Origin of the sequence: Cerasicoccus arenae (assembly GCF_014651635.1) — a bacterium.
Classification (GTDB): Bacteria; Verrucomicrobiota; Verrucomicrobiia; order Opitutales; family Cerasicoccaceae; genus Cerasicoccus; species Cerasicoccus arenae.
Window position 1 is genome coordinate 49,679 of sequence record NZ_BMXG01000021.1, and the last position, 25,835, is coordinate 75,513.

The following is a 25,835-nucleotide window of genomic DNA, read 5'->3' on the forward strand; positions in this document are numbered from 1 at the left end:
ACCTTGATTCTGCAATGAACAACATCGCTCAGACTGCCAAATCCAAAACGATGTCCCTTTCTACTCGGACAAAGCCTAAGTCTGTTACGCGTCAGGGTGGTGCGAGGGGCAAGGAAACTGCACCAGTTGATACGCGCCCGCCAATCAAGCGGGAGTATCACAAGTGGCGCAGCACGCGACTGGATCGCGATATGGAGCTGCTCGTTTTCGGTCACGCAGGCACGAAGGTATTAATGTTTCCCACCGCAGGCGGGCGCTTTTTCCAATATGAGGACCTGCGGATTATCGACCGTCTGCGGGATAAGATCGCCGCCGGTCATCTGCAGGTCTACTGCGTCGATTCAGTCGATGGCGAAAGCTTCTACTGCTGGTGGGCAGAACCAAAGGGGCGCATCCAGCGGCACATGCTTTACGAAGAGTACATCCTCCAAGAGGTTTTTCCGCTGATGAAGATCCTCAACCCCGGTCCGCCTGTCATTTCCTACGGGTGTAGTCTGGGTGCCTTTCATGCTTCCAATATCGCTTTTCGGCACCCGCATTTATTCTGCAAGCTTTGTTCTTTCAGCGGGCGATTCGATTTGACCCAGCACATGAATGGCTTCCGTGACTTGCTGGATGGCTATTACGACCAAGATGTCTATTACCACACGCCCTCGCACTTTATCCCGAATTTGCGTGACCACAACATTCTGGAAGCACTGCGCCGGATGGACATCCAGATTGTCATTGGCCGAGAGGACGCCTTTTTCCTAAACAACCTCGCGATGAGCACTGCGCTGCGCAAAAAGTCCATTCCGCACCAGCTTCACACTTGGGATGAAGAAGCCCACCGCGGGTATTACTGGCGCCGAATGACGGACGTATATGTCTAGCTCAATCGAATCTTAATTGACGTCTTTCAGGAATTTATACTTCGACCAGTCTATACCCATCGACTTGGTGACCCCCTCTTGATCTGGAGTGCCGTAAATGAGCGCTGCAATGGTGTAGCCACCTCTCAGGTGTCCGTCTTGCAAATACATCCAGTCGCTGACTTCTTCTCGCTTGGAATTACTTCCAATCAGCCAACGGGTTATGGGTCTGGCCGGGTAAATAAAATTCAAGGGCACTGGCTGCCTCTCCCATGAGCTGCCGCTGGTATTTATCGCCCCAAGCCAGAACGGATTCCGGCTGCGTCGTGAAGTCGATGGGCCGGAGATAACGCCAGCAATAGCCAAAGTAGAAATTCTTGCGGGAAATGGCCGAGTAGTTCGGACCGACGGCGTGTAGGACACGGTTTTCGAAAATAACCGCATCACCGGGCTTCATGGTGACTTCATACGTGCCCGAGGGGTTAACCTCTCCGGTTACCTGCGGTGGCGTACCGCCGTAGCGATGGCTGCCAGGCACTACGCTGAGCGCCCCGGCGTCGGGGATCATGGTGTCGGTCAGGAAATAGCCGATCTTAGTGTAGAGCCAAGGCTCGATGCCGTTTACTGCGAGTGGACGAGGGTTCGGCCCATCTCGGTGCCAGCCGACCACTTTTTCCTCGCGCTTAACGGCGGGCGAGGGGGGGCGGATGAGCATGTGGCTGGTCGTCAAGCCGATGGCGGGTCCCATCAGGTCTAGAATTTGTGGAAACGCGGAGCGATGCGTCATCAGCTCCACAATGGACTGGTCGAATTCCACTGCATTGCGCAGCTCCAAGGCTTCGCCGGGCTGGCGCGCTCCCTTCACGTGCGAAGCAATTTCTTGGTCGCCGCGATCCACAATCGCCAGATAACGCTCGATTTCCGCGTCGCTCAAGGCCCCGCGGATGACAAAAAAGCCGTTATTTTCAAAGGAAGCCTTTTGCTCAGCAGTCAGCGCATGGCAGCCGGGCAGCGTTTCGGTTTTGGTGGAAGTCGGTTCGATTGCTTGAGTAATCATGCGCCAATCATAAGGCATATTAGAGGTTTACGCCTTTAAATTACTAACCATAATACCTTTAAAATTCAAAGATAAGATGGTTGATGATTCCACGGATATCTCGCGCCTGATGGATCGCATTGCGCGCCAAACAGCCAGCACAGTCAACATGGAAGATCTGTTAGGTGTCACCTTACACTTTCCAGAACTACGGTTGCGGGCCGAGCAATACTACCACTACGGCGCGTTCTGTTTGTTTGCTAAGTTCCATAATCGCAAAGTCGGCTGTGCCCAGAATAAAGAAAAATCAAAGGCTAAGGCTCGGGCGATGCAGGCACCTTTTTCGGGTTGTTGCCGGTATGGCGTCTGGGATTCAGCCTTTCCCGTGATCTGGCGGGGCGAGGTCGTGGCGATTTTTTACCTTGGTCATTTTCTTGGCGACAAGCCCTTGGCCAGCATTGCAGGCAAGCAATACGACGGCCCGCCGTTGGAACGCATTACCGCCGAGAAGCAGGAGCAACTGCATCTCTACGGCACCATGCTGCGCGATTTTCTCCTCCTGGCCTTGGCGGAGAAAGACACTGACGGTGCGCTCATGCGCAAGCGTAACCCGAGCCGGGAGTTTTTCCGAAAAGCGACCGAGCAATACATCGCCACGCACTACCACAAGGCGGTGAATTTGCAGACCTACGCCGAGCAGCTCCAGCTGCACCCGAATTACCTCGGCCAACAGGTTCTGCTCGGCTGCGGCGCGCGCTTTACCGACATCTTGCGGGATTACCGGCTGGACCGTGCATGCGTACTGTTGCGATCCAGCAACCAACCGATTACCGACATCGCCTTTGTGTGCGGCTTCCAAGACTCCAATTACTTCAGTACGGTCTTCAGCCGGGCCATGGGCAAATCCCCCCGAGCCTATCGCAGTGAGCTGGATTGATCAAACAGCCAAAATTACCAGCTTGCCCCTTGGCCTGATCAATCCACACTTGCCCGTTTTCAAATTAGAGCCATGTCCGACCTAGCCAAAGCTTACGAACCTCAAGCCGTAGAAGAAAAGTGGTACGCCCAATGGGAAGCCTCCGGGTGCTTTAAGGGCGTCCTGCCCACCGAGCCCGGCGTCGAGCCGCACGCGATCACCATCCCCCCCCCCAATGTGACGGGGGTCCTCCACATGGGTCACATCCTGAACAACACCATTCAGGATATTTTGACGCGTCGTGCACGCCAGCAGGGCAAGGCTGCGGTTTGGGTGCCAGGCACCGATCACGCGGGCATCGCTACGCAGACCCGCGTCGAGAAAAAGCTCCGTGCTGAGGGCAAGTCCAAGTGGGACCTTGGGCGCGAAGGTTTTGTGGAAGAAGCCAAGAAATGGCGCGATGAGCATGGCGGCATTATTCTCAAGCAGCTTCGGAAGCTGGGTGCCTCCTGCGACTGGGACCGCACCGTTCATACGCTGGACGAGGGCTACTCCCGCGCCGTGCTGACCGCCTTTGTCGAGCTTTACCACAAGGGCAACATCTACCGCGGCAAGCGTATGGTCAACTGGTGCCCAAAGAGCCTCACCGCGCTCTCGGACGAAGAGGTGATCATGAAGCCGCAAAAGGGCTTTCTCTACAAGATGAAGTACGCTATTGCCGAGCGTCCGGGCGAGTTTGTAGAAATTTCCACCACGCGCCCCGAGACGTTGATGGGCGACACCGCCGTTGCGTTCAATCCCAAGGATGAGCGCTATACGCACCTACACGGTCTGCACGCCGTGCGCCCGTTCCCACAGGCCAATATCCCCTTCGTGCTCGACGAACACGTCGACATGGAGTTTGGCACGGGCATGCTCAAGGTCACCCCGGCGCACGATCGCGCGGACTTAGAGATTGGCCAACGCCATAACCTCGAAGTCATCGATGTGCTTACGCCGGATGGTAAAATTAACTGCCCTGAAACCCCCGAACTCCACGGCAAGGATCGCTTTGAAGCGCGCAAGCTCGCCGCGACTATGCTTGAGGAAATGGGCCTGCTCGTTGAGCGCGAGAAGTACGAGAACAACGTCGGTTTCTCCGAGCGCGCCGATGTGCCAATCGAGCCGCGCCTCAGTGATCAGTGGTGGATGAAGTATCCGAAGATCGAGGAAGCGAAACAGGTTGTCCGCGACGGCAAGATCAAGTTCTACCCGGAGCGCTGGACGAAGACCTACCTACACTGGCTGGACAACATTCAGGACTGGTGCATCTCACGCCAACTCTGGTGGGGCCACCGCATCCCCGTTTGGTACGCGAAAGGTGTAGATCGTGAAAATCTAACTGATGAAGATTTACGTGACGAGTCGAAGGTATGGGTATCTGTCTTTCCCCCAAATGACCCTGAAAATTGGGAGCAAGAAGAGGACGTGCTCGATACATGGGCTTCTAGTTGGCTGTGGCCTTACGCGGTTTTCAATCCTGATTATGAAGGTAAGCTCAGATTTCGGAAAGTTGGAGAGATCGTATCTGAAAAATATCTGCAAGATGTTCGGTTAAAGGTTTTTGCTGGGATGGTGGAGAATTTGAGACCGGATTCACGTAATCCGGATTATGTGCGGGATATTTCCCTCGCTAAGGGCGATGGAGCCGGACCAAAGATAGAATACAGATTTATCGAACTGGAAAAGTTAGCAGATTCAGAACAGAATGAAAAAGTTAGAGAACTTAAGTTCTGGTATCCCACACAAGCGCTCGCGACGGGCCCGGACATTATTTTCTTCTGGGTAGCGCGCATGATCATGGCGGGCTTGGAGTTCATGGGCGAAGTGCCGTTTAAGAACGTTATTTTCAACGGTATCATCCGTGACGCGCAGGGGCGCAAGATGTCGAAATCGCTGGGTAACTCACCCGACCCGCTGGACCTCATCGAGAAGTTCGGCGCGGACGGCCTCCGCCTCGGCATGCTGATGATTGCTCCCAAGGGCGCGGACATTCTGTTCTCCGAAGACCGCATCCAGTCGGGTCGCAATTTTTGCAACAAGCTGTGGAATGCGTGCCGCTTCCGGCTCATGAATGAGCCTGAAGGGAGTGAACAGATTAAAGGAAAAAAATTAAAGTTAAAGAGCATCTTGGAGCGTCTTGAGTTCGACAAGTTCGACGCTGACGACCACGCGATTCTGGCCAAGTTACTGGATGCGCTGGCGGACTACGATGCATCTTTCGAGACGTTCGAGTTCAACCGCACCACAGATACTCTCTATAATTTCTTCTGGAATGACTTTTGCGACTGGTATGTCGAGGTGTCGAAGTCCAAGGCGCAGTCGGATTCTCTTCGCGGCAACTGCTTGGCCATTCAAGACCTCTGCCTGCGCAGCGTAATTCAGATGCTGCATCCGATCACACCGTTCATTACGGAAGAGCTGTGGTCGACATTGGACTTTGGCGAAGGCTTCATCCACGAGACTAAGATTCCGACCGCCGCCGACCTCCGTGCTCAGTTGAGTGCTGTAGGCGTGACCCTTGACCAGGCCGCGATTATCGAAGTTGAAAAACTTCAGGACTTCGTAAACCAGGCGCGTGCGCTCAAGGTGCAATACACGCTGTCGGCCAAGAACGACGTGACCTTTTTCCTCATCGCCGATGAAGCGGACCGCATTATCGTGGATTCTCACAAGGAAAAGCTCCGTAAGCTTGCTGGCGCTGGCGCCATTGAGCCGCGTGACGACGTACAAAACATGCCCGCCGTTGTGTCGAAGCTGGGCACGCTTTACCTTGATCTTGCGGGCAGCGTGGACGCCGAGGCCGAGCGCGCCAAGATCGACAAGCAGCTTATCCAACTCGACAAGGCAATCAAGGGAGCGGAAGCCAAGCTTGGTAACGACAAGTTCGTCAACAACGCTCCAGCCGAAGTCATTGACGGCGTGAAGGCCACTTTGGCAGATAACAAGGCTAAGGCCGAGGAACTGCGTAAACTCAAGGCTGGCTTGGGCGCGTAATGGTATTAGGTGGCGCGGATCGCCCCCGATCCACGCCGTCATGTTTCTTGAGTTAGTTCTGATGATTTTCGTTTAACGGTTCATCGAGTTCCACGTCAGCGAATAAAACATCACCGCGTCGCCGAAGAGGAAGCCGGTGAAGTATTGTGGATTGACGTCCACGGCGTTCCAGAACCACGAGCCGGGCATTTGCTGCATGTTCATCGTCGAGGCCATCATCAAAAGTGGCTCGCGAAAGACGAACTGGCGGCAAAGGCGGCTGACGACCTCGGGCTGATTGGCGGCGCGCGCGGCACCGATAGCAAGGCCGGTGGCGCTGAGGCCCATATCCATGATGATCGGCCCGGAGTCGTTGTCCTCGATTTGTTTGGCACCAAGTGGGTATTCGGCGAAGCCGTAGAATTGGCCAGTTTCACGCTCCAGTGCTTGTTGACAACGGGCAAATAGAGCCCTGGCGGCAGGTGGGTCAACATAGGCCAAGATCATTACTCTAAAAAAGACATCGCAGCCGCGCGGGGGGGAGGGACCATCGGTGTAACCAAAGCCAGCAACACTGTATGGGAGTTGGTTTTTTTGGTCGTAGGCGTAACGCTGAATCCACAACTCATGCTTTCTCCAAATCGCATTAACTGGAATATTTGGAGTCAGGTCGGGGGCGAGGCGCAGCGCGACCAGGCTCGCCACAGTGTCGTAGTTCCACGAGTAATTCGGGTAGGAATGGATCGGCTGACCATCGGCCCGAGCCAAGGCCAAGCCTAGTAATTGGTTGATGTGGCGGTGATACGCTTGCAGGCGCGGGTCGGTGCCACCAGCCCAACGATAAAGGCCCAGTGCAAGGGAAACCGTGCTCAGTGTCGTGGCTTGACGGTCGTAGTCCTTCAGTTGAAGAAGGTCGTCGCTCTTGGCATCAACGATTTTGCCAGCAACTGGAAGCCCCATCTTGAGCAGTAATTCGCTGCGCGCCAAGTGTTCACGAGACCGTGCGGTATCTGAGGTTGACAGTTGGGCAAAGGCCATTGCGGGGAGGAAATACGGGTAAAGTTGGCCTTCGGGAAACAGCCCGCATTCATCGTCAACCAGCTTACGGAAAGCCGCCGGATCTTTGAGCCAACGCTCGTAATTGGCCGTGATCATGGCCGTTGCACGTTGACGCTGCTGCTCGCCGTTGACCGCATCCAATGCCGGAAGCATATTCATCAGCGTTGGTGTTTTCTGCGCAAACAGAGGGTCCCAAAGCGCGAGAAAAATTAGGCAGGCAATCAATCTCATAGGTGTTCATTAGATATCACTTCTGATCGATGGATCCTGGCTTACATTTACCTGACGCCAAGGTTTGCCATGCTGCTAACGGTCGATCTAACATATCTTCATGATTTGGGGGCAGTTAAGTAATTCTTTCGCACATGCTAATCGATGGCGGGCTGGTTTCATTGTTCTTATTTTCAGTGTGTTTTGGGGATTCCCCATTATGCTATGGGGGCAGGAGGAAATCCCAATGGTGACTGCGACACCGTCCATCGTGGAGGAAGTCGCGCCACAGTCGAATATCGTTAATTCCGAGACGAACGTCCTCACAGTAGAGGAGGTTAAGCAGCTGCTGGAAAAATTGCCTCAGCCAACAGCGGATGCTCCAGCAACTCACGACTATACGAATTTGCAAGCGGCTTTGGAGGCGTTAAATGCGGAGGCTAGTTGGAATGCGAAGGTTACTCAACTGGAGAAAAACAGCGGATTGAGTCAGAACCTAGACACTGACTTAACTACGGCGAACACGGAATCGGCTGATTTGGCCAAGGCAACTTTGCCGACAACGAGCGAAGAAGTCGAAAACGCATTGAAGACACTCTCGCCAAAACTTCGGGAGGTTAATGACAGCGTTAAGGAATTGAGTGGCCTGTTGTCATCTGCGCCACAGCGAAGGCTGCAGCAAACTCAGCGCCTAAATGAACTCAAGCAACTGATCAACGACCCCAAAAATCAGGCGACAGGAACGGACCCCGAAGCAATGGCTGCCGAGGCGAAGATGCAGGCTTGGCAAGCGGAATCCGATTTCCTGGAGTTATCGATCGCCGCGGCAGATACGCGTAAGGTTTCGTTGAGTAAGCAATTGGAAATTGCGAAGATACGACAGGCGGCGATGACCGACTGGAATAACCGGTTGACCGTTCAGATCAAGCAACTGCGCAGTGACGACCTTAAGCAGCAAGAGGAGGCGCTACGTGAGACATCTCGCAATGCAGCAATGAAGTCGCCGGTGCTGCAAAAGCTGGCCAAAAGCAATCAAGAATTGCTGAAGCGCAGCAAGGAGCTGAATCAATACCTTGAGCGGATTGGTCAGCGACATAAATATTTCGAGTACCGTGCCGAATGGATCAATAAGCAACTGGCTGAGATAAAGAAGCGCGTCGAAATATCTGGGTTTTCTCAAGCGGCGGCCACCATCATGCTGAAGGAATTGGGCGAACTGCCTAAATTGGGAAAACTTGAGGACGAGCAGGATGAACTGGAAGAAGAAGTTCGCGCGACGCAGCTAGAATTATTTGACCTGCCCGATGAGCTGAATGAATCGCAAAGCCCAGAAGCACAACTCAGCGCGCTGGGAATCGAGTTGGATGAAAAAGAGGTGAAGTGGCTGCGGACACATGAAGACCTTGATGTCCTGCAGGACTTACTCAAGCAGAGCCGAGAAAACATTGCTGGGCTGAAGAGTGACGCTAACAACTACTTCGAGATCCTATTGGCGACGGACACTGAGATCATCGCCACAATGCAAGCCACGGAACAATTCCGAGACTATGCATCGGAGAATATATTGTGGATTCCCAGCCGCGACATTATGTCGACGCGAGACGTTTCTTCATTGCCAGGTTTGATGGGGAATGTGGTGCATGAATTTACGGCGATAATTGATACGATCATTAAAGGCCCTGTTCTGCGGACGCTGGCTTTTGCGCTGGTATTCGGTGTGTTTTTCATGATCACGCGGCGTTGGTCACAACTGACTCAACAGGAACGCCAGCTTCCCGCCAGCCTTTCAAAGTATGGTCGCACGGTTAAGTTATTGATTTTCGAGCTCTACATCGCGTCGCTTCCATTGGCCTTTCTGCACCTGATTAGCTGGGTGTTAGATGACCCAAAGCTCAATGGTAATCTCTCCAACGCGATAGCAGTCACGACTACCGCGGTAACGCCCGCGATCTTCTTCGTCGTCCTTCTGTATCGAATCACGCGGCCCAATGGTTTGGGGCAGAATCATTTACGCTGGCCCCGCACCTCCTGTTTCCAGATCAACAAAGCAATTCGTTGGTTTCTGGGGCCGGCCCTGTGCCTTGGCATCTTTTCGGTCATTCTGGATAATTACGGGGATTATATAAACTATTTTTCGGGTTCACGCGTTTTCCTTTTGCCATCCTTCATTCTGTGTCTGCTGGCCCTGCATGTTATCTTCTCACCTGGGAAGGGAATTCTTTCTCGGGGTTACGGAATGTTGAGCTCCAGTATAGGCCTGCGCTGGGTCATTTATCTTTTGCTCATGGGATGGCAGAGCTTCCTGAGTGTTTTGGTGATCAGCGGCTATATGCTTGGAGCGGTGATGCTTTGGGGGCACACGTTCCGGACTTTCTGGCTGCTGGCGGCGGTGCTGATTATTAAAGGACTGGCCGAGTTGTACTTGGAGATTCAGCAGTGGAATGCACATCAGCAGGAGAAAGAAGAACTCGCGGCTGGCCAAATTGCTGAAATGAGTGAGCCGAATGGCTTCCAACTTGATGAATCGACCAGACAGGTAATGAGCTTTCTCCAATGGATTTTAATCCTGGTGGGGCTAAGTGCGATATGGGCTGATGCCTTTCCTTCGCTGCAAAAACTGGGTTCATTTTCGCTACTGACATTTAATGGCGAGCCATTCATCTCACTGGGGCAGACGAGCATGCTGATCATCTGTCTGGTTACAACGGTGATGCTTGCCCGCAGCCTTCCACGGCTTTTCGAGATATTAATCCTGCGGCGTCTTGGATCGATTGATCCTGGTAGCCGTCACGCGTTTTCAACATTAGTCGCCTACATCGTGGTGATTATTGGCGTTATCTGGGCAAGCAAGATTTTGGAGATTGAGTGGGGGAATATTCAGTGGCTCATTGCGGCGATTTCGGTGGGGCTTGGCTTCGGGATGCAGGAAATATTTGGTAATTTGGTGGCGGGCATTATCCTGTTGTTCGAGCGGCCGATTCGTGTCGGAGACATCGTTACTGTCGGTGAGACAACAGGGAAGGTGACGCGCATACAGATGCGTGGCACTACAATTATGGAGTGGGATCGCCGTGAGCTGATTGTACCCAACAAGGAATTTGTTACCGGCCAACTGACGAACTGGACGCTCAGTGACACGCTAACGCGCATTACCTTGAACGTTGGCGTGGCCTATGGTTCTGATATTAGCCAAGTGAAGCAGCTCATCTTGGAAGTCATTGAGAAAGACGAACGCGTGCTGGAGGATCCGGCCCCAGCGGTTTTCTTCAAAGAATTCGGTGAAAGCTCGCTGTTGTTTCTGGGGTTCGCCTATCTTGGCACGCTTGATGGCCGATTGGCAGTATCTAGTGATCTCCAGCAGGGCATCTACGAATCAATGAATGCGGCTGGTATAAAGATTCCCTTGCCTCAGCGTGATTTACACATTGTCGATGGACCGGCTGGGTTGTTCCCAACTGAGGAGACGACGGGACTGGGTGAGCCTCCATTGAATAATTAAAATCACCACTGCCAACGCTGACGTGATGAAGTTGATTTCCTCAATAGCGGGGGAATTCAGCGAAGAAGCGACTGCCCTTGCGATCCGTGCGGTTTTCCGCCCACGTGCGCCCGCCTATTTCTTCAATCATCAGCTTGACGATCGATAAGCCGAGGCCGGTTGAGCTTTCGCCTCCAGTGGGAATTGCGCTACCGCGGGCAAAGCGACCAAACAGCTTGGCTTGGTCGCCAGGGCTCAGGCCGGGGCCTTCGTCTTCCACAGTTACACGCAGCATTTTGTTGTGTTCCATGAAATCGAGCAGCACAAGTATTTGTCCCTTTGGCTGGGTGTATTTGACTGCGTTATTGACCAGATTATCAAGGATTTCACGAATGCGGCCCAAGTCGCCATGGGTGACTGGATTTTTCACCGAACAGTTGTATTTCATGTCGATGGATTTCTTTTCGGCGGCGTGTCGGTTGAAATCCACAACATCCTCCAGCACCGTGTTCAGCATGACGTATTCTTCGTCATTCTGGCCAATGCCGCTTTCCAATGCCTCGACGTCGAGCAGTTCCTTAACCAGTTCAAGCATATGATCTGCGGCATCGCGGATGGTATCCAAGGTTTCGATGGATTCCTTAAGCTGCGATTCAGGAAGCGACGTGTTTTGTAGGTCTTCCAACATCAGCTCGGAAAGTCCGCGAATACTGCCCAACGGGTTCTTTAAGTCGTGTGCGGCGATGCCTAGGAATTCGGATTTACGGCTATTTGCGTCTTCAGCGCGGGCTTTGGCGGTTTCGGCCTGGGCTTTCGCATTTTCAGCGAACGATTTGGCGAGAGAGAGTTCTTCTTCGGATATTTTGCGCTTTTTAATCTGTCTTTTCAGCGAGTAAATCCAAGCAAGGGAGAGCAAGACTATGGCCAACAAACCGACACCGACTTTTCCAAAAATGAGGTATTCGACGTTCTGGTAGCGAACGGCAATCCAATTTTGTTCGAGAGAATTCTGTTTTTCCGGACTCACGTTGGTCAGGACTTTATCGATGATGCTAATCAGGATCGGATCCTTGGCCGCCATGCTTAGCCCAATGCGGTTAAAGGGTGTTGGGGCGGCAATCTGCACGTTGTCGAAGTTTTCCGAACGAATGAGATAGCTGATAATGGCTAGATTACCGATGTATGCGAAGGCTTCTTTGGTTGAAACAGCATACAGTGCTTCACGGCGGGAGGGATAGGTGACCACGGTCAGCTCTGGGTAGTCTCGGCGCAGGATGTCTTCCTCAAAGAAGCCCTCCACAACCGCGACTTTCTTGCCGACCAAGTTACTTAAGGAACCCACAAAATGAGCGTCATCACGCGTTGCAATGACAGATGGAAAAGCAGCATACGGCTTTGAGAAATACAGTTTTTCACGCCGAGTATGGGTTGCGACAGCACCGGAAAGTAGGCCAATGTCACCTTTTTCTGCTTTGGCCATTAAATCCTGCCACCGGCTAGAGGATCTGATGTCGAATTTAATGCCAGTTTCCTCCGAAATAAGATCCAAGTAAGCGATGGCGAGCCCGACGATTTTGTTATCGTTGTTGAGGAACTCGAAGGGGGGGAAGTGGGTGTCTGCGCCAACACTGATACGGGGGTGCTGCTTAATCCAGTCGATTTCTTCCTGGCTAAAGGTGGGATGCGTCGAATCGACATTTTTCTCAGCCAGAACATCGACTTGGGGTTCCGGTTGAGCCCATACGGACGTAATCAGTCCGCAGGAGACGGACAACAGCAAGATGGAAATGACTTTTAACAACTCTCTTTGTATCGGAATGTCGGTGAAGGAATTTAGTTTCTAAAGTGAACTTCTTACCCGATTACGTCATTTAGTGGGGAAATGGACCAAAGATACACATCAATGGCATCGTTGACGGTGTCGGGTGATGGGTTGATCGAGAGATAAATAATTAGAAAACAAAGGGATAAGTGAATTTTGACGGCGTCATTAAGAGCTGACATTTTTCTGTGAATAGCGAATTTTGCCACAACGAAATGCTCGGTTTTGCTGGAGACACACTGACGTTCACCACCCAGCGAATCATGATACTACCAGATGTTACTCCAACTTTCCGGTGCTTTGCATTAGAACTCACCAGTGGTTTGCGACAGAACCCACCGGTAGTTTGTGCCGACGTTAAGGAATATTTATTCAATTTATGGTTGTCTCGCTGTGAATAAACGTCGCTCGAGTGTGACAATATGACGCCTTCCCTGCCTTGATGTTGATGGGTTGTTGTTTCATAAGTAATATATATACAATGGCTTATGTGATGTTTTGTTCGTTTAAATTATATCGGCATGTTTGATGCAAAGAGAAGAGTATGAATATCGATTTTAACCGCTTTACTGAAAAGGCCCGTGAGGCCGTGATGAGTGCGCAGAACGAAGCACGTCGTCGCAACCACCAGCAAATTGACGGGTGGCACCTTTTGCGTGCGCTGCTTGAGCAGGAGGGCGGCATTGTGCCGAGCGTCCTCAACAAGCTGGACATAACGCCTAATGCCGTGCGCTTAGCGAATGAGCGCGAACTGGGGCGTTTGCCCTCTGTCACAGGCCATATCGACGCCAGCAACGTGTATATCACATCAGCGTTGCAGGACGTTTTTTCCCATGCCGAAGACGAGGCTAAGAAACTCAAGGATGAATACATCTCCGTTGAGCACCTATTGCTTGGTCTTGTCTCTAGCAAAGACGATAAGCTTCGCAAATTCTTCGACTCATTCCAGCTCAACAAAAAATGTGTGTTGGAAGCACTCAAGCAGGTGCGGGGCAATCAGCGAGTCACTTCGCAAAACCCTGAGGCGACCTATGAAGCCTTGGCTAAATACGGCCAGGATCTCGTAGAACTTGTCAAACAGGGAAAGCTTGATCCGGTCATCGGGCGTGATGATGAAATCCGGCGTGTGATCCGAATTCTTTCCCGTAAGACCAAGAATAATCCGGTCCTTATTGGCGAGCCTGGCGTTGGCAAAACCGCCATCGTCGAAGGCCTTGCCCAGCGTATTGTGCGTGGGGACGTACCCGAAGGCCTGAAGGAGAAGACCGTATTTTCTCTTGATATGGCAAGCCTGGTTGCAGGTGCTAAATTCCGTGGCGAATTCGAAGAGCGCCTCAAGGCCGTTCTGAATGAAATCAAGTCCAGTGAAGGCAAGGTAATCCTCTTCATTGATGAATTACACACGATCGTAGGAGCCGGGAAAACCGATGGCGCGATGGACGCTGGTAATATGCTCAAGCCGATGTTGGCTCGTGGCGAACTCCGCTGTATCGGCGCGACTACGCTGGACGAATACCGGAAATACATTGAGAAGGATGCTGCGCTGGAGCGTCGTTTCCAGACTGTGCTGGTTGACCAGCCTTCAGTCGAGGACACTATTTCGATCCTGCGCGGTCTGCGTGAGCGTTTTGAAGTCCACCACGGCGTGCGCATCCAAGACGCCGCTTTGGTGCAGGCCTCGGTGTTATCCCAGCGTTATATTACGGAACGTTTCCTGCCCGACAAGGCGATCGACCTCGTCGATGAAGCCTGCGCTCAGATTCGAACGGAAATGGATTCGATGCCCGCCGAGCTTGACGGGCTCAACCGCCGCGTGATGCAGCTCGAAATCGAAGAACAGGCACTCAAGCAGGAGAAGGACGAAGCCTCCAAGCAACGTCTCGAAACACTGCGTAAGGAGCTGTCGGACATCCGCGAGAAGGCCAATGCGTTGCGTGCTCGTTGGGAGGCTGAAAAGGCTGAGCTAAACAAGGCTCAGACAGTCCGCGAAGAGATCGAACAAGTGCGCCAACAAATGGCCGAGGCCGAGCGGGTTTATGACTTGCAAAAGCTCGCTGAGCTTCGCCATGGCCGCCTGCCTCAACTGGAACAACAGCTCAAGGACCTTGAGGCCAAGGAGCACAAGCAAGTTGATAAGGGCGAAACGCTCGTTCGCGAGGAAGTTTCACCGGAGGAAATTGCTGAAATCGTTGCGCGCTGGACTGGGATTCCGGTTACTCGATTAGTCGAAGGCGAGCGCGACAAACTGCTCAACCTCGAAAATGTTCTGCATGACCGCGTGATCGGCCAAGACGAAGCCGTGACCTTAGTCAGCGAAGCTATTTTACGTGCACGATCTGGCATCAAGGACCCGCGTCGGCCAATTGGCTCGTTCCTTTTCCTCGGCCCGACTGGCGTTGGTAAAACCGAGCTCGCCAAGACCTTGGCTGAATCGCTGTTCGACACCGAGGAGAATATTGTTCGCATCGATATGAGCGAGTATATGGAGAAGCACAGTGTGGCCCGATTGATCGGTGCCCCCCCCGGGTACGTCGGTTACGAAGAAGGTGGCCAACTGTCTGAAGCCGTGCGTCGCAAGCCGTATTCGGTGATCCTGTTCGACGAAATCGAAAAGGCCCATCCGGACGTCTTCAACGTGCTGCTGCAGATCCTCGACGATGGCCGCATCACCGATAGCCAGGGGCACGTGGTGAACTTCAAAAACACTGTGATCATCATGACCTCCAATGTCGGTAGTCGCTTCCTCATCGAGGGTGTATCCGGCAGCGAAATCCCAGAGAGCGTCCGTGAATCGGTGATGACGGAGCTGCGCGCCGGATTCCGCCCGGAATTCCTCAATCGCATTGACGACATCATTCTGTTCAAACCGCTTAAACTGGAAGAGATCACTCGAATCGTTGATCTGCTTGTTGCCGACTTGAACAAGCGCCTCGAGGAACGTCGCGTCAAGGTTACATTGGATGACAAGGCCCGTGAATGGGTGGCCGAACGTGGCTACGACCCGGTCTACGGTGCCCGCCCGCTCAAACGTTTCCTACAAAAACGCGTGGAAACCCAACTGGCCCGCAGTCTCATTGCTGGCGACATCGGTGAGGGTGATCAGATCACGTTCAGCATTCAGGACAACGACTTGACGATGCAGCCCATCGTTTCAGTTTCATAGTAGATCAGAATAGTACAAGGATAGAGTACAGGCAGAGCCCCAGCCAATTACGTGGCTGGGGCTCATTGTGTTTATGAAGCAGATTCACGATAAAGATTTCCTTGCACATGTTTTACAGAATCAGATATTAACCGTCGTGAAATATGGGTTAATCGCATTAATTATAGGCTTTGCACTGTTGGCGTTCTTTGCTGATGAAAAAGTTGGCATTGATCCGATTATGAATGAGCTTTCCGAGAAGGTCGGACTGTCCGCCAAAAATGAAAATGATAGTGTCACGCTGTTGGATACATCGGGGCGTGAGTTACAGTGTCGCATCATTTCAGTAGACGACAGATATGTCCATGTGTTGCGCCTCATCGATAACGAAACGTTTGCCATTGAACTGGATAAACTTGACCCAGCAAATCGTGACATGGTGCAGGAAATGCGTCCAACACTGTCAAAGGCAACCCCAGAACTAACTGAGTATCAGCTTTATAATGAGGCGAAAAAGAAGGTTCGTGTGACCGTGGTGGTTTCGGATAACACACCGTGTACGTCCGAGGTGAAGCGCTACCTTACGAATCAAGATTACTCATATGTCGTTTATGATGCGATCAAATCATCTGCGGGACACCGTCTTTTGGAGGAGCATGGATTAACGCGCGGTCCGGCGTTTATTGTGGGGGATGAGGTTATCGTCGGCATGAATTCGCAACGTATCCGCCGCGCGATCATCAAGGAATATCAGAAGCTACAATCGGAAGCAGAAAATTGATTTCTGGATTCTAATCTCAATTACCGTTTGCGTCTGCGGAACGCCACGAAAACACAGGCTCCCAAGCCAGCAATCATTGCGTATGTATGGGGCTCAGGAACGGTATTGCTGATGTTGATATTATCGACGTCGAAATTGACCAAGCCAGCAGAAGCCTCAACGTGGAAGCGCCCACTAGCGGGTGTGTCTAACCCGAAGGAGATCTCGACGTAAAGCGACATGCTATAGTTTATCGTCAGGTCCAGATTCGCTGTGTTATTTAGGAATTCACGGTAGGCTTGCTGCCCGAAACTGGTTGAGCCAACTCCATCCTGCAATCCACCCAAGGATGAAGCCAGAAAAGAGGGCGCACTAATGGCAAAGTCGTCTGGGGCTTCCCAAGTGCTGTTCCAATCTGCGGTGCTTTCACCGGGCTCGAATTGCTGGACAATTGACCCAAAGCCAAATGCTGAATGGGTGGCGGCTATAAATAATAGGTAGTAGTAGGGGCTCATGGATTTACCATTATCTAAGTCTATGTCTGATTTGTTGATTACAAATGCGATAAGAAATGTTGCCTATTCGAGGTCGAGTCTGGACTTTATGCGGGGGGCGTGGTTACTGTATTGCCGCGTGGGATTTTAGTATCCATAATGCGTTTGATGAGAGAATTATGGGAAGTATGGCGACTGCTGATCAGCGCGTTTTTACTGACGTTGTGCGTATCGCCTGTCAGCGCTGTAGTTGATTTGAAGCCCGCCACGTCGCCCCAAGGCTATGTGGCTCGTTTGCTCATCAATGAGGCACCCTTTCCAGGTGAGAGTGGCTACGTTTCCGAGGCTGATACACGTGCAGCAATGGAGGCAATCCTCATGACGCTGCATGCACGAAGTGTGACTTTGCCGATTCCCTATACACGTGAGCAGGTAGCCGACACCAACTCAACAAACATCCTCGATGTGATCACTGCGGGTGGGGAGCGCGGGCAAGTGGACGGATTTTACCGGAATAAGTCAGGACAATTGGCGATGGTTCCAAGGATCGAAGATCGCATTAACTACCTGATGGGTATAGCGGGGCAGGGGAAGCCGGGGCGATTTTCTCGGCTTTTGGACTACGCGATCACCATTAGCAATGAGTATTTCGACGGTGAACTGCACTTGACGGATCGCTTTGGTAGCTTGGCTCGGGTTGGCTCTATCGCGGTAACGGGAGGCTCCTATTCTTGGATGACAAACCGTCCCAAATTTCATCCTGGCGGTTACTTTGTCAAAATCCCTAACTCCGATGATGGCGTGTTGGGTGGTAATCGATTTTTTACACTGAAGAAGATTGATTAAGTAGCGGTCAAGCAGCCGGTGGGCAAACTTGGTTGTCATTAAACTTTTGCCCACACTGTTGAGATAACTGGCTTGTAACTTAATAATGTTAAGCTAAGGTATTCGTCATGAAGCGATTAATGTCCCTGACGGTTTTAGCGTTATTGTTAACAGCTTGTTCGAGCTTCTCCAGCCGGATGCAGGATTTATCCTTCGGGATGACTCAGGATCAGGTCAAAAGTGAGCTTGGCAGTAGCTACCAAGTCGTTGCCTCATCCATTAATAAAGATGGCAAGACTGTGACTGGCTGGCGTTATCAGGATTCCGACAAGGATCCCGCATACATGGTCTACTTTGTGGACGGTAAGCTGGCCCAGTGGGGCGAAGCCAACGCGTTGAGAAGCATTCCAGATCTGGGTGATCCCACCGGTAAATAAGTCAGGCAAACTCCATACCCCCCCCCTAATCATGAGCGACGAACAAAACAAATACATGCGCCGGGCCATCGCCCTGTCTGCCCGAGCATCATTGGAAGACCGGTCTGGCGGCGTATTTGGCGCTGTGGTTGTTAAAGACGGCATTATTGTCGGAGAAGGTTGGAACCGAGTGATCGCCCAAAATGATCCCACTTGGCACGCAGAAACCTCTGCTATCCGTGCGGCTTGTAGCCGCCTCGGCACATTTGATTTGAGCGGTGCCACGATTTATACTTCGGGCGAGCCTTGCCCAATGTGCTTATCGGCGATTTACTGGGCGCATATCGACAAAATTTATTACGCGGCAACGATTGGCGATGCGTTGGAATACGGCGGTTTTGACGACTCCTTCATTTACGAGCAGTTTACCAAGCCTGCGAGCGAACGCAAAATTCCGCAACAGGAACTACTGCGTGCTGAAGGCGTGGAAGTCTGGAAGAAATACGCAGCCTTGCCGGACAAAACGCCTTATTGATCAGACCTAACCGATTGCGTTGAATAAGAAATACATCGCAATCAGCGTCAGCATGATGCCAATGGCACCGCCAATATCGAGGGCCGCGCTTTTCTTTTTAGGCAATAGCCACCAGCCAAGTAAGCGGTTCACAAAAGGCATGATTACCCAAGTGAGCAAAGCGACGCTGACCGCGTTCCCAAAAAGCATGACCAGCGCAAACGGCGTTGATTTCCCAAAGAGCGGATTAAAGTAGAGCGACAGTAGCATGACTGTGGGATAAAGCGCAAAAAGAACGCTAACTGCCTGTTTCCAAGCTGGGGGAGCCTCAACCAGTGGACTTTCGCTGCTCACGCGGAACCAGCCATCCAACCCTGTGCCGACACGGCGAATGGCTAATTCGTCCAACATGGGTTGTAATTCTTCGAGCAATTTTACACGTAAGGGGGACTTTAGCCATTCATCAACAGCTTCTGTTGATTGAAACCGTGCTATGTCGACCCATTCTTGAGTCAGCCCTTCTACTGGATCAAAGCTCTCCTGGCCGACAAAGCCTTGGAATTGCTTCTGCGCTTCCAATATTTTCACTCTCCAAGCACGATAGCTATCTTCTTTTCCAGCCTTAATGCGATGCGAAAAAACTGCCGTTACATGCTGTGCACGAGGTGCTTCCGCGATTATTTGCATGCGAGCTTGTTCACACCCTTCGGGAAGCAATTCGTTGATGAGCTGCGTACGCTGTCTGGACGCCAACCAATCCTGAAGGTTTTCTGGGTTATCGAACCGGAAAATTACCACCCATTCTTCTTGGACGCCCTTTTTCGGCTTTAGTACCTCGGTGCCGATGAAACCGGCAAAATGCTGGACGCGCAAGTTGAGCTCATGCTGCATTTCCTCAAATTCAGCCCATTTATCTTCTGGCACCACTTGTGAAATGATTACGGTCGCAGGTTGGGCTGTTTGGGGGGCAGTCATGGACTTCTTGTAGAAATATCCTTTGCAATCCAGTGAAGACCGTCAATTTAATTGGATGATGGAAGACGTACTCCGCACCATTCCCCACCGACCACCGTTTCTCTTCGTTGACGAGATCCTTGAAGTATCTGCTGATCGCGCATTATGCCAAAGGACTCTGCGAGCCGACGAGGCTTTTTTCGAGGGGCATTATCCGGGGAATCCGATCACGCCCGGCGTGCTGCTTTGTGAGTCGGTGTTCCAGACAGGTGCGATATTGCTCGTAAAGCGTATCGAAGCGCTGGGACAGTCCGCTCAAGCCAAAACGCCAGTACTTTCTCGGATTCAAGACGCCCGTTTTAAACGAATGGTCAAGCCTCGTGACACCGTGCAGATTGAGGCCTTGTTCAAAGAAGAAATCCGCGGATTTTATTTTTTACGTGGTTCTGTCAAAATTGAGGGTAAAACCGCCCTGACGATTGAGTTTGTGCTGGCACTTGTGGATGAGTCACTCTGAGTTGTATCCGATGCTTAGGATTATCCGACAGACGTCGATATAGATAATGTAGCTCGATTTATATTTAATAATGGAATTTCATCATGGCGAAGCCTCCTGATTGCAGTCACTGCCAAAAGCCAGCAACGATTCATCTGACGCAGATCATCAACAATCAGATCAAGAAATTGGATTTTTGTGAGAACTGCCCACATCAGAAGGGCGTTACGGACCCCACCGGGTTCTCACTTGCACAGTTGTTGGCGCAGAATGACTTGAGCGCCAGTACCGGCGCTGATGGCAGCCTGACATGTTCCGCCTGTGGCTTTAGCCCCAGTGACTTCAAGCGTCTAGGGCGCTTAGGTTGTCCCGAATGTTACGAATCATTGGGGGACTTCATTAGCCCAATGCTGGAGAAAATGCATCGTGGGACGCATCATACGGGTAAATGCCCAGACGAGCTTCTTGCCCGCATCCAGATAACACGTCGAATTGAGGCTATTGAGAAAGCGTTGCGAGAGGCAATCGAGGAAGAGGCCTATGAGGAGGCCGCGAGATTGAGAGATGAATTGAAAGCCTTGCAAAACACACAGGTGTCAGGTAACGTTAATTATGGTTAGGAGGGTAATCCGCTCAGGCTTTATTATCCAAATTCTAAAAAAATAACGCCGCCGAAAAACCAACCTCCATGCCTAGGACTTTTTACGCAAATATGCAGATCCAACCGCTCATTGATGGCAGAAGCGAACTCACCCATGCAGCCGAACCACCTCAAGAGGTAATCATCAGCACACGGGTGCGTTTGGCGCGTAATTTACAGGGACATGCTTTCCCAGGGTGGGCCAAAGCGGCACAGCGGCGCGCCGTTTTGTCTGAGTGCGAAGAGACAATTGCGGGCTTGGCACAGATGCAAAAGGGGGCGGTGCTCGAAATTGAGAATCTTTCTGACCTCGAAAAGCAGGTGCTCGTGGAGCGTCATTTGATCAGCCGTGAATTATCTGCTCATGGGGCGGGCTCCGGTGTTGTGGTCAGCCCAGACCAATCCACCTCGATCATGATCAATGAGGAAGACCATTTACGGATTCAAGTGCTTCGCTCCGGCTATCATTTTAATGATATCTGGAATGCGATTGATGCAATAGACTCCTCATTAGAGTCCAGCCTGAACTATGCCTTTTCAGAAAACTTGGGTTACCTCACTGCCTGCCCGACCAATGTTGGAACGGGTTTGCGGGCTTCAGTGATGATGCATCTGCCAGGACTTGTCTTGGCTAACCAAATGGAAAAAGTCGTTCGGGCAGTCAATCAACTGGGAATGGTCGTACGTGGTCTGTTTGGTGAAGGATCAGACGCCTCTGGCAGCCTGTTTCAGATATCAAACCAGCAAACCTTAGGGGAGAGCGAGCAGGATATTATCCGCCGTTTGGGTATTGTGATCGAGACGATCAAGGAGCAGGAAATCAACGCGCGCCTCCGGTTAATTGAAAATGAGCCTGAGAAATTAGCCGATAAAATTGGCCGCGCTTACGGGATTTTGCAGCATGGGCACGTTTTAAGCTCAAGTGAGGCTATGAATTTTCTCTCGCTCATACGCCTGGCGGTTGACTGCGGTCTTCTGCCCGTTGAGCAGCGCGCTCAAGTAGATCGCCTATTTCTGGAATGCCAGCCAGGCCATATACAATTTGCCGCAAAAGAAAATATCGACAGCGATGGCCGGGATACTGCCCGGGCTCGGATGTTGCGGAAAGAAACTGGTGATATGCCGTCTCTGAATTTTGACAAGTTGGCATTTTCGTGATTTTAATGATATTAAACCAATAGGAACCTTGTAACTGAATGGAGCCAATGAACAATTTTACCCCCAGAGCCCAACAGGTCCTTGCCCTTGCTCGCAAGGAAGCAGACCGCTTTCACCATAATTATGTGGGGACGGAGCACTTGCTGCTCGGTCTTATAAATTTAGGCCAAGGGGTAGCCGTCAACGTCCTGCAAAAAATGGGACTGGATCTCGATACCGTGCGTGCTGCTGTGGAGAAGCAAGTCGGTACAGGCCCAGAAAGCAAGCCGACCGGCAGCATCCCATACACCCCCCGGGTGAAGAAGGTGCTCGCTTTGGCAGGTAAGGAAGCGAAATCGCTTAATCACTCGTATATTGGCACAGAGCATATTCTGCTTGGCCTGTTGCGTGAGGGTGAAGGTGTCGCTGCACGAGTGCTGAAGAGCTTGGATGTGGACATCGAGCGCTGCCGCAACGAAATCCTTTCCGAGCTGGATCCGAACTTCTCGGGTGAATCTGAGGACGCCCCCTTGGGCGGTGCTGCCCAGCCAGCAGGAGCTAGCGGCCCAGGCGGCGACGACAAAAAGGAAGTCAAGACCCCCGCCCTGAAGGCATTTGGCCGTGACCTGACCGAGCTCGCCCGTAATGGTGAGATGGATCCAGTTATCGGTCGTAAAAAGGAAATTCGTCGAGTAATCCAGATACTTTGCCGCCGCACGAAGAATAACCCAGTGCTCATCGGTGAGGCCGGTGTGGGCAAAACCGCCATTGTTGAAGGACTCGCAATGGAAATTGCCTCTGGTGTTGTTCCAGAAATTCTTGCTGATAAGCGTGTTATCACCCTCGACCTCGCTCTGATGGTTGCGGGCACGAAGTACCGCGGCCAGTTTGAAGAACGCATCAAGGCGGTTATGGATGAAATTCGCCGCGCGAAGAACATCATCATCTTTATTGATGAACTACATACCATTGTAGGTGCAGGCGCAGCAGAAGGCGCAATGGACGCTTCAAACATCTTTAAACCAGCGCTTAGCCGAGGCGAGCTACAATGCATTGGCGCAACCACTCTGGCGGAATATCGTAAGTACATTGAGAAAGACAGTGCGCTTGATCGCCGCTTTCAATCCGTCAAGGTCGAGGCACCTAACATGGCTGACACCTTGCTCATTCTGCAGGGCATCCGTGGCAAGTATGAGGACCACCACAAGGTCACTTTTACCGACAAAGCGCTCGAATTTGCGGTCAAGCTTTCCGACCGTTACATTACCGCACGTTTTCTGCCGGACAAGGCCATCGACGTTCTCGACGAGGCAGGTTCACGGGCACGTATCGACTCGCTGAACCGCCCGCCGGAGATTGAAGAACTTGCTGGCGAAATCGATGAGGTTTGCAGCCAGAAGGAAGATGCAATCAGCAAGCAGCACTTTGAGCAGGCTGCAAAATACCGCGATCAGGAAAAGCAGCTCCGCGCTAAACGTGAAAAAATGATCGAAGACTGGAAGACCTCACGCGAGGAATTGGTCATTACGGTGGATGACGAAGCCATGTGTGCAGTTGTTTCCGATTGGACGGGTATCCCGCTTTCCAAGATGGAGCAAACTGAGACACAAAAGCTACTCAGCCTGGAAAGCGATCTTCAGAATTTTATCATTGGGCAAAACGAAGCAACGGAGGTTATCTCCAAAGCTCTTCGCCGCTCACGTGCAGACCTTAAGGATCCACGGCGTCCGATTGGTTCGTTCATGTTCCTCGGGCCGACAGGCGTTGGTAAGACTCACCTTGCCAAAATTCTTGCCGAGAAAATGTTTGGCGATCAGGACGCACTGATTCAAATCGACATGTCCGAATACATGGAGAAATTTGCGCTTAGCCGCCTGATTGGCTCCCCCCCCGGGTATGTCGGTTACGAAGAGGGTGGTCAGCTAACTGAGCAAGTGCGCCGCAAGCCATACTGTGTAATCCTTTTTGATGAAATCGAAAAGGCCCACCCTGATGTCGCTCAGATCCTTCTTCAAGTGCTTGAAGATGGCCGTCTGACCGATAGCCTGGGTCGCACAGTGGATTTCCGGAATACGATCCTCATAATGACTTCGAATGTCGGTGCTGACGTGCTTCAGCGCAATACCTCGATGGGCTTTGATGTCGGCATAGACGATTCTCGCGATTTTGAGCGTGTGAAGGACAAGATTCTCGATGAGACGAAAAAGGTCTTCAAACCGGAGTTTCTGAACCGCCTCACCGAAATAGTAATCTTCCGCAAGCTGACCAAGGAGCACATGAAGCGCATCGTAGACTTGGAGCTCAAGAAGGTTAGCGTCCGCCTCAAGGATCACAACATCAGCTTCGATTTTTCGGACGAAGCCAAGGAGTATCTTATTGAGCGTGGTTGGGACGAAAAATATGGTGCCCGGCCGCTACGGCGCGCTGTTGAGCGTCACCTTGAAGACCCGCTTGCTGAGGCGATTCTTCGTGACGAAGTTAAGCGTGGTGAGCCAATCAAGGTACTCGTCCGTGATGACGCGTTGTTCTTCGAGCAAGAAGCCACGGTTGGTTAGTACAGCTAAAGATTTATATCAAAAAGCCGCCCAATTGATTGGGCGGCTTTTTTGTTGGCGAAGTGATTTACCTTCAGTTCACCTGCGAAGGGCATGGGGTCAAATCATGCGATTTACACTGCTTGGCTTATCGCCGGGGGCTAGTGCTCGGCGTGCTAACACGGGGAATCTCTTCAACCGGAATTGGAGCAGTTGGATCGCCAGGGAATTGCTCCCAAGGCATAGGCTCCTCGGGTTTACCAATTGTCATCTCTACTGGGCCGTCATCATTCACTGGGCTGGGTCCGGCTTCGCGGAGGAAGAACTTCACGTATGCCTTTCGGCGCAGACGCTCTAACCAGCGTTGCTGAGCTTGACGGGCGAGCTGAGTAGTAATTGCCTGTTCAATTTCCTGACGAACCGCCTCTAGCTGTTTCACGCCAGATTCACGCTTTTCGTCTACTTTGAGAATGTAGGTTACGTTTTCAATGACGACGGGCTGGCTGTATTCACCAGGCGTTAGATTGGCGGCTGCGGCACTCAGTTCATCACGCAAATCGCTGTATTCGCGCCAGCCCCAGTCGCCGCCGTTAACGGCATTCATGTCTTGGCTGTATTTACCCGCGAGCTCTGCGAAATCGACGCCTTGGTCGAGCTGGGTCATGATTGTCGTAGCTTGTTGTTCCATGAGATCCTCGCTTTCACCGGTGATCGGCATCAGAGTGATCATGCGGAGCTTGACGCCTTCGTCTTCAAAGAACTGGCTCTTGTTTTTCTCGTAATACTCACGGATTTTCTGCGGGCTCACCTCGGTTTGCGACTTGAGCATTTGTCCGCGCATGTAACCGACAACTATACGGTCCTTTAGCTCTTCGCGAAATTGTAAATCTGTCTTACCCTGTAGCCTGAGGTATTCGAGGAATTCGGACCGATCGCCGTTAAATTCTTTGGTGACGTAATCGTCGTATTCGTTATCGAGATAAGACTGCGGAATACGGTAACCTTTATCGTCGAACTCCTTGATGATCAATATCTGGTCGATCATGTTTTGGAGGATTTCACGCGTGATGAGCTGGATGTTTCGGTCAAAATCCATCCGAGTGCGTGAACTACGGCGCACTTCCGGCACTAGCGGGGCAACTTCTTTACGCAGTGCTTCCAGTGTGATGATCTGATCGTTCACTTGGGCAGCAATTCCGTTGGTGTATTTGATGTCCCAGTCTTGTTTCAGAGGCTGGGCATGCGCACTGAGTGCGAAAATCAGCGTAAAGATGAAGGTTGGCAGGTTTTTGGTCATGTCTGGTTGGGTTCCTGGCGTTTCAGGAATGTCAAAATTTCGCGCATTCTGGTGGTGGCGTCCTTAGCGGTCAAGCGGGGAAACCGATTGCCAATCATTAGAAAATCAGGGCCACCGCTTTTGGCGCGTCGGCATTTCAGTTTGTTTCCTTCGCTTTCGACTGAAGAAATGCCACAACGTTCAGCGCTGACGCGAATTTCTGTTAATAAAATGAGCGCCTTGACCTCAGAGGGGGGGGG

Annotated in this window: 21 protein-coding genes; 13 read left to right on the forward strand and 8 right to left on the reverse strand. The window is 51.8% G+C overall.

The window, feature by feature from the left end; translation table 11 throughout:
- Window positions 1-50: 50 nt before the first annotated feature.
- Window positions 51-872: an esterase family protein gene (locus IE065_RS14645; RefSeq protein WP_200163250.1), complete on the forward strand. Its 822-nt coding sequence runs from the start codon at window positions 51-53 to the stop codon at window positions 870-872.
- 12 nt (window positions 873-884) lie between these two features.
- Here IE065_RS14645 and IE065_RS18230 read toward each other — a convergent pair whose 3' ends face one another.
- Both IE065_RS18230 and IE065_RS14655 read right to left on the reverse strand, forming a co-directional pair.
- Window positions 885-1,109 (reverse strand): DUF2314 domain-containing protein, encoded by a 225-nt coding sequence (locus tag IE065_RS18230; RefSeq protein WP_268244968.1) that lies wholly within the window; start codon window positions 1,107-1,109, stop codon window positions 885-887.
- Window positions 1,051-1,908, reverse strand: coding sequence for a phytanoyl-CoA dioxygenase family protein (locus IE065_RS14655; protein WP_189516425.1), 858 nt, complete (start codon window positions 1,906-1,908; stop codon window positions 1,051-1,053). Before IE065_RS14655 ends, IE065_RS18230 begins: the two co-directional genes overlap by 59 nt.
- Window positions 1,909-1,984: 76 nt before the next feature.
- Between IE065_RS14655 and IE065_RS14660 the strand changes: the two genes are divergently transcribed.
- Together IE065_RS14660 and IE065_RS14665 are read left to right on the forward strand one after the other, a co-directional pair.
- A complete protein-coding gene (locus IE065_RS14660; RefSeq protein WP_200163251.1) occupies window positions 1,985-2,824 on the forward strand; it encodes a helix-turn-helix transcriptional regulator in 840 nt (279 codons plus the stop codon).
- 72 nt (window positions 2,825-2,896) lie between these two features.
- Entirely contained in the window at window positions 2,897-5,839 is a 2,943-nt protein-coding gene (locus IE065_RS14665) for a valine--tRNA ligase (RefSeq protein WP_189516427.1), read from the forward strand.
- A gap of 72 nt (window positions 5,840-5,911) precedes the next feature.
- On the opposite strand, the gene IE065_RS14670 is transcribed toward IE065_RS14665, so the two are convergent.
- On the reverse strand, window positions 5,912-7,108 hold the full coding sequence (locus tag IE065_RS14670; RefSeq protein ID WP_189516429.1) for a hypothetical protein: 1,197 nt from the start codon (window positions 7,106-7,108) through the stop codon (window positions 5,912-5,914).
- A gap of 178 nt (window positions 7,109-7,286) precedes the next feature.
- On the opposite strand from IE065_RS14670, the gene IE065_RS14675 reads away from it, so the two are divergent.
- Window positions 7,287-10,586 carry a mechanosensitive ion channel domain-containing protein gene (locus IE065_RS14675; protein WP_189516431.1) on the forward strand — a complete coding sequence of 1,100 codons (3,300 nt, stop codon included), beginning with the start codon at window positions 7,287-7,289 and terminating at the stop codon, window positions 10,584-10,586.
- 40 nt (window positions 10,587-10,626) lie between these two features.
- Here the strand turns inward: IE065_RS14675 and IE065_RS14680 are convergent, their stop codons facing one another.
- Window positions 10,627-12,345, reverse strand: a complete 1,719-nt coding sequence (locus IE065_RS14680) for an ATP-binding protein (protein ID WP_189516433.1) — start codon at window positions 12,343-12,345, stop codon at window positions 10,627-10,629.
- A 592-nt stretch (window positions 12,346-12,937) separates the two neighbouring features.
- Here IE065_RS14680 and clpB point away from each other — a divergent pair.
- Window positions 12,938-15,550 (forward strand): ATP-dependent chaperone ClpB, encoded by a 2,613-nt coding sequence (gene clpB / locus IE065_RS14685; RefSeq protein WP_189516461.1) that lies wholly within the window; start codon window positions 12,938-12,940, stop codon window positions 15,548-15,550.
- A gap of 73 nt (window positions 15,551-15,623) precedes the next feature.
- A complete protein-coding gene (locus IE065_RS14690) occupies window positions 15,624-16,310 on the forward strand; it encodes a thioredoxin domain-containing protein (RefSeq protein ID WP_189516435.1) in 687 nt (228 codons plus the stop codon).
- A gap of 20 nt (window positions 16,311-16,330) precedes the next feature.
- Here IE065_RS14690 and IE065_RS14695 read toward each other — a convergent pair whose 3' ends face one another.
- Window positions 16,331-16,804: a PEP-CTERM sorting domain-containing protein gene (locus IE065_RS14695; protein WP_189516437.1), complete on the reverse strand. Its 474-nt coding sequence runs from the start codon at window positions 16,802-16,804 to the stop codon at window positions 16,331-16,333.
- Between the two features lie 147 nt (window positions 16,805-16,951).
- On the opposite strand from IE065_RS14695, the gene IE065_RS14700 reads away from it, so the two are divergent.
- The 3 genes from IE065_RS14700 to IE065_RS14710 all read left to right on the forward strand — a co-directional run bounded on the left by IE065_RS14700 (window position 16,952) and on the right by IE065_RS14710 (window position 18,559).
- A complete protein-coding gene (locus IE065_RS14700) occupies window positions 16,952-17,629 on the forward strand; it encodes a hypothetical protein (RefSeq protein WP_189516439.1) in 678 nt (225 codons plus the stop codon).
- Window positions 17,630-17,736: 107 nt separating this feature from the next.
- Entirely contained in the window at window positions 17,737-18,045 is a 309-nt protein-coding gene (locus IE065_RS14705; RefSeq protein ID WP_189516440.1) for a hypothetical protein, read from the forward strand.
- 31 nt (window positions 18,046-18,076) lie between these two features.
- A complete protein-coding gene (locus tag IE065_RS14710) occupies window positions 18,077-18,559 on the forward strand; it encodes a nucleoside deaminase (RefSeq protein WP_189516442.1) in 483 nt (160 codons plus the stop codon).
- 6 nt (window positions 18,560-18,565) lie between these two features.
- Here IE065_RS14710 and IE065_RS14715 read toward each other — a convergent pair whose 3' ends face one another.
- Window positions 18,566-19,513 carry an antibiotic biosynthesis monooxygenase gene (locus IE065_RS14715; RefSeq protein WP_189516444.1) on the reverse strand — a complete coding sequence of 316 codons (948 nt, stop codon included), beginning with the start codon at window positions 19,511-19,513 and terminating at the stop codon, window positions 18,566-18,568.
- Window positions 19,514-19,568: 55 nt separating this feature from the next.
- Here IE065_RS14715 and IE065_RS14720 point away from each other — a divergent pair, with 55 nt between their 5' ends.
- The 4 genes from IE065_RS14720 (at window position 19,569) to IE065_RS14735 (ending at window position 24,320) form a co-directional block, all read left to right on the forward strand.
- Window positions 19,569-20,009 carry a 3-hydroxyacyl-ACP dehydratase FabZ family protein gene (locus tag IE065_RS14720; RefSeq protein ID WP_229792132.1) on the forward strand — a complete coding sequence of 147 codons (441 nt, stop codon included), beginning with the start codon at window positions 19,569-19,571 and terminating at the stop codon, window positions 20,007-20,009.
- Between the two features lie 83 nt (window positions 20,010-20,092).
- Window positions 20,093-20,608: a UvrB/UvrC motif-containing protein gene (locus IE065_RS14725; protein ID WP_189516446.1), complete on the forward strand. Its 516-nt coding sequence runs from the start codon at window positions 20,093-20,095 to the stop codon at window positions 20,606-20,608.
- Between the two features lie 68 nt (window positions 20,609-20,676).
- Window positions 20,677-21,786, forward strand: a complete 1,110-nt coding sequence (locus IE065_RS14730) for a protein arginine kinase (RefSeq protein ID WP_229792133.1) — start codon at window positions 20,677-20,679, stop codon at window positions 21,784-21,786.
- A gap of 38 nt (window positions 21,787-21,824) precedes the next feature.
- Window positions 21,825-24,320 carry an ATP-dependent Clp protease ATP-binding subunit gene (locus tag IE065_RS14735; RefSeq protein ID WP_189516450.1) on the forward strand — a complete coding sequence of 832 codons (2,496 nt, stop codon included), beginning with the start codon at window positions 21,825-21,827 and terminating at the stop codon, window positions 24,318-24,320.
- Window positions 24,321-24,447: 127 nt separating this feature from the next.
- Here IE065_RS14735 and IE065_RS14740 read toward each other — a convergent pair whose 3' ends face one another.
- Together IE065_RS14740 and IE065_RS18100 are read right to left on the reverse strand one after the other, a co-directional pair.
- Window positions 24,448-25,596 carry a peptidylprolyl isomerase gene (locus IE065_RS14740; RefSeq protein ID WP_189516451.1) on the reverse strand — a complete coding sequence of 383 codons (1,149 nt, stop codon included), beginning with the start codon at window positions 25,594-25,596 and terminating at the stop codon, window positions 24,448-24,450.
- Window positions 25,593-25,835: hypothetical protein (locus IE065_RS18100; protein ID WP_229792134.1), on the reverse strand; the 243-nt coding region annotated here is incomplete at its 5' end. The genes IE065_RS18100 and IE065_RS14740, both read right to left, overlap by 4 nt.

Bases quoted from the DNA above. Each gene is read 5' to 3' on its own strand.
- IE065_RS14645 (WP_200163250.1), top strand. From the start codon at position 51: ATGTCCCTTTCTACTCGGACAAAGCCTAAGTCTGTTACGCGTCAGGGT.
- IE065_RS14655 (WP_189516425.1), bottom strand. From the start codon at position 1,908: ATGATTACTCAAGCAATCGAACCGACTTCCACCAAAACCGAAACGCTG.
- IE065_RS14660 (WP_200163251.1), top strand. From the start codon at position 1,985: ATGGTTGATGATTCCACGGATATCTCGCGCCTGATGGATCGCATTGCG.
- IE065_RS14665 (WP_189516427.1), top strand. From the start codon at position 2,897: ATGTCCGACCTAGCCAAAGCTTACGAACCTCAAGCCGTAGAAGAAAAG.
- IE065_RS14670 (WP_189516429.1), bottom strand. From the start codon at position 7,108: ATGAGATTGATTGCCTGCCTAATTTTTCTCGCGCTTTGGGACCCTCTG.
- IE065_RS14690 (WP_189516435.1), top strand. From the start codon at position 15,624: ATGAAGCAGATTCACGATAAAGATTTCCTTGCACATGTTTTACAGAAT.
- IE065_RS14695 (WP_189516437.1), bottom strand. From the start codon at position 16,804: ATGAGCCCCTACTACTACCTATTATTTATAGCCGCCACCCATTCAGCA.
- IE065_RS14700 (WP_189516439.1), top strand. From the start codon at position 16,952: ATGAGAGAATTATGGGAAGTATGGCGACTGCTGATCAGCGCGTTTTTA.
- IE065_RS14705 (WP_189516440.1), top strand. From the start codon at position 17,737: ATGAAGCGATTAATGTCCCTGACGGTTTTAGCGTTATTGTTAACAGCT.
- IE065_RS14710 (WP_189516442.1), top strand. From the start codon at position 18,077: ATGAGCGACGAACAAAACAAATACATGCGCCGGGCCATCGCCCTGTCT.
- IE065_RS14715 (WP_189516444.1), bottom strand. From the start codon at position 19,513: ATGACTGCCCCCCAAACAGCCCAACCTGCGACCGTAATCATTTCACAA.
- IE065_RS14720 (WP_229792132.1), top strand. From the start codon at position 19,569: ATGATGGAAGACGTACTCCGCACCATTCCCCACCGACCACCGTTTCTC.
- IE065_RS14725 (WP_189516446.1), top strand. From the start codon at position 20,093: ATGGCGAAGCCTCCTGATTGCAGTCACTGCCAAAAGCCAGCAACGATT.
- IE065_RS14730 (WP_229792133.1), top strand. From the start codon at position 20,677: ATGCCTAGGACTTTTTACGCAAATATGCAGATCCAACCGCTCATTGAT.
- IE065_RS14735 (WP_189516450.1), top strand. From the start codon at position 21,825: ATGGAGCCAATGAACAATTTTACCCCCAGAGCCCAACAGGTCCTTGCC.
- IE065_RS14740 (WP_189516451.1), bottom strand. From the start codon at position 25,596: ATGACCAAAAACCTGCCAACCTTCATCTTTACGCTGATTTTCGCACTC.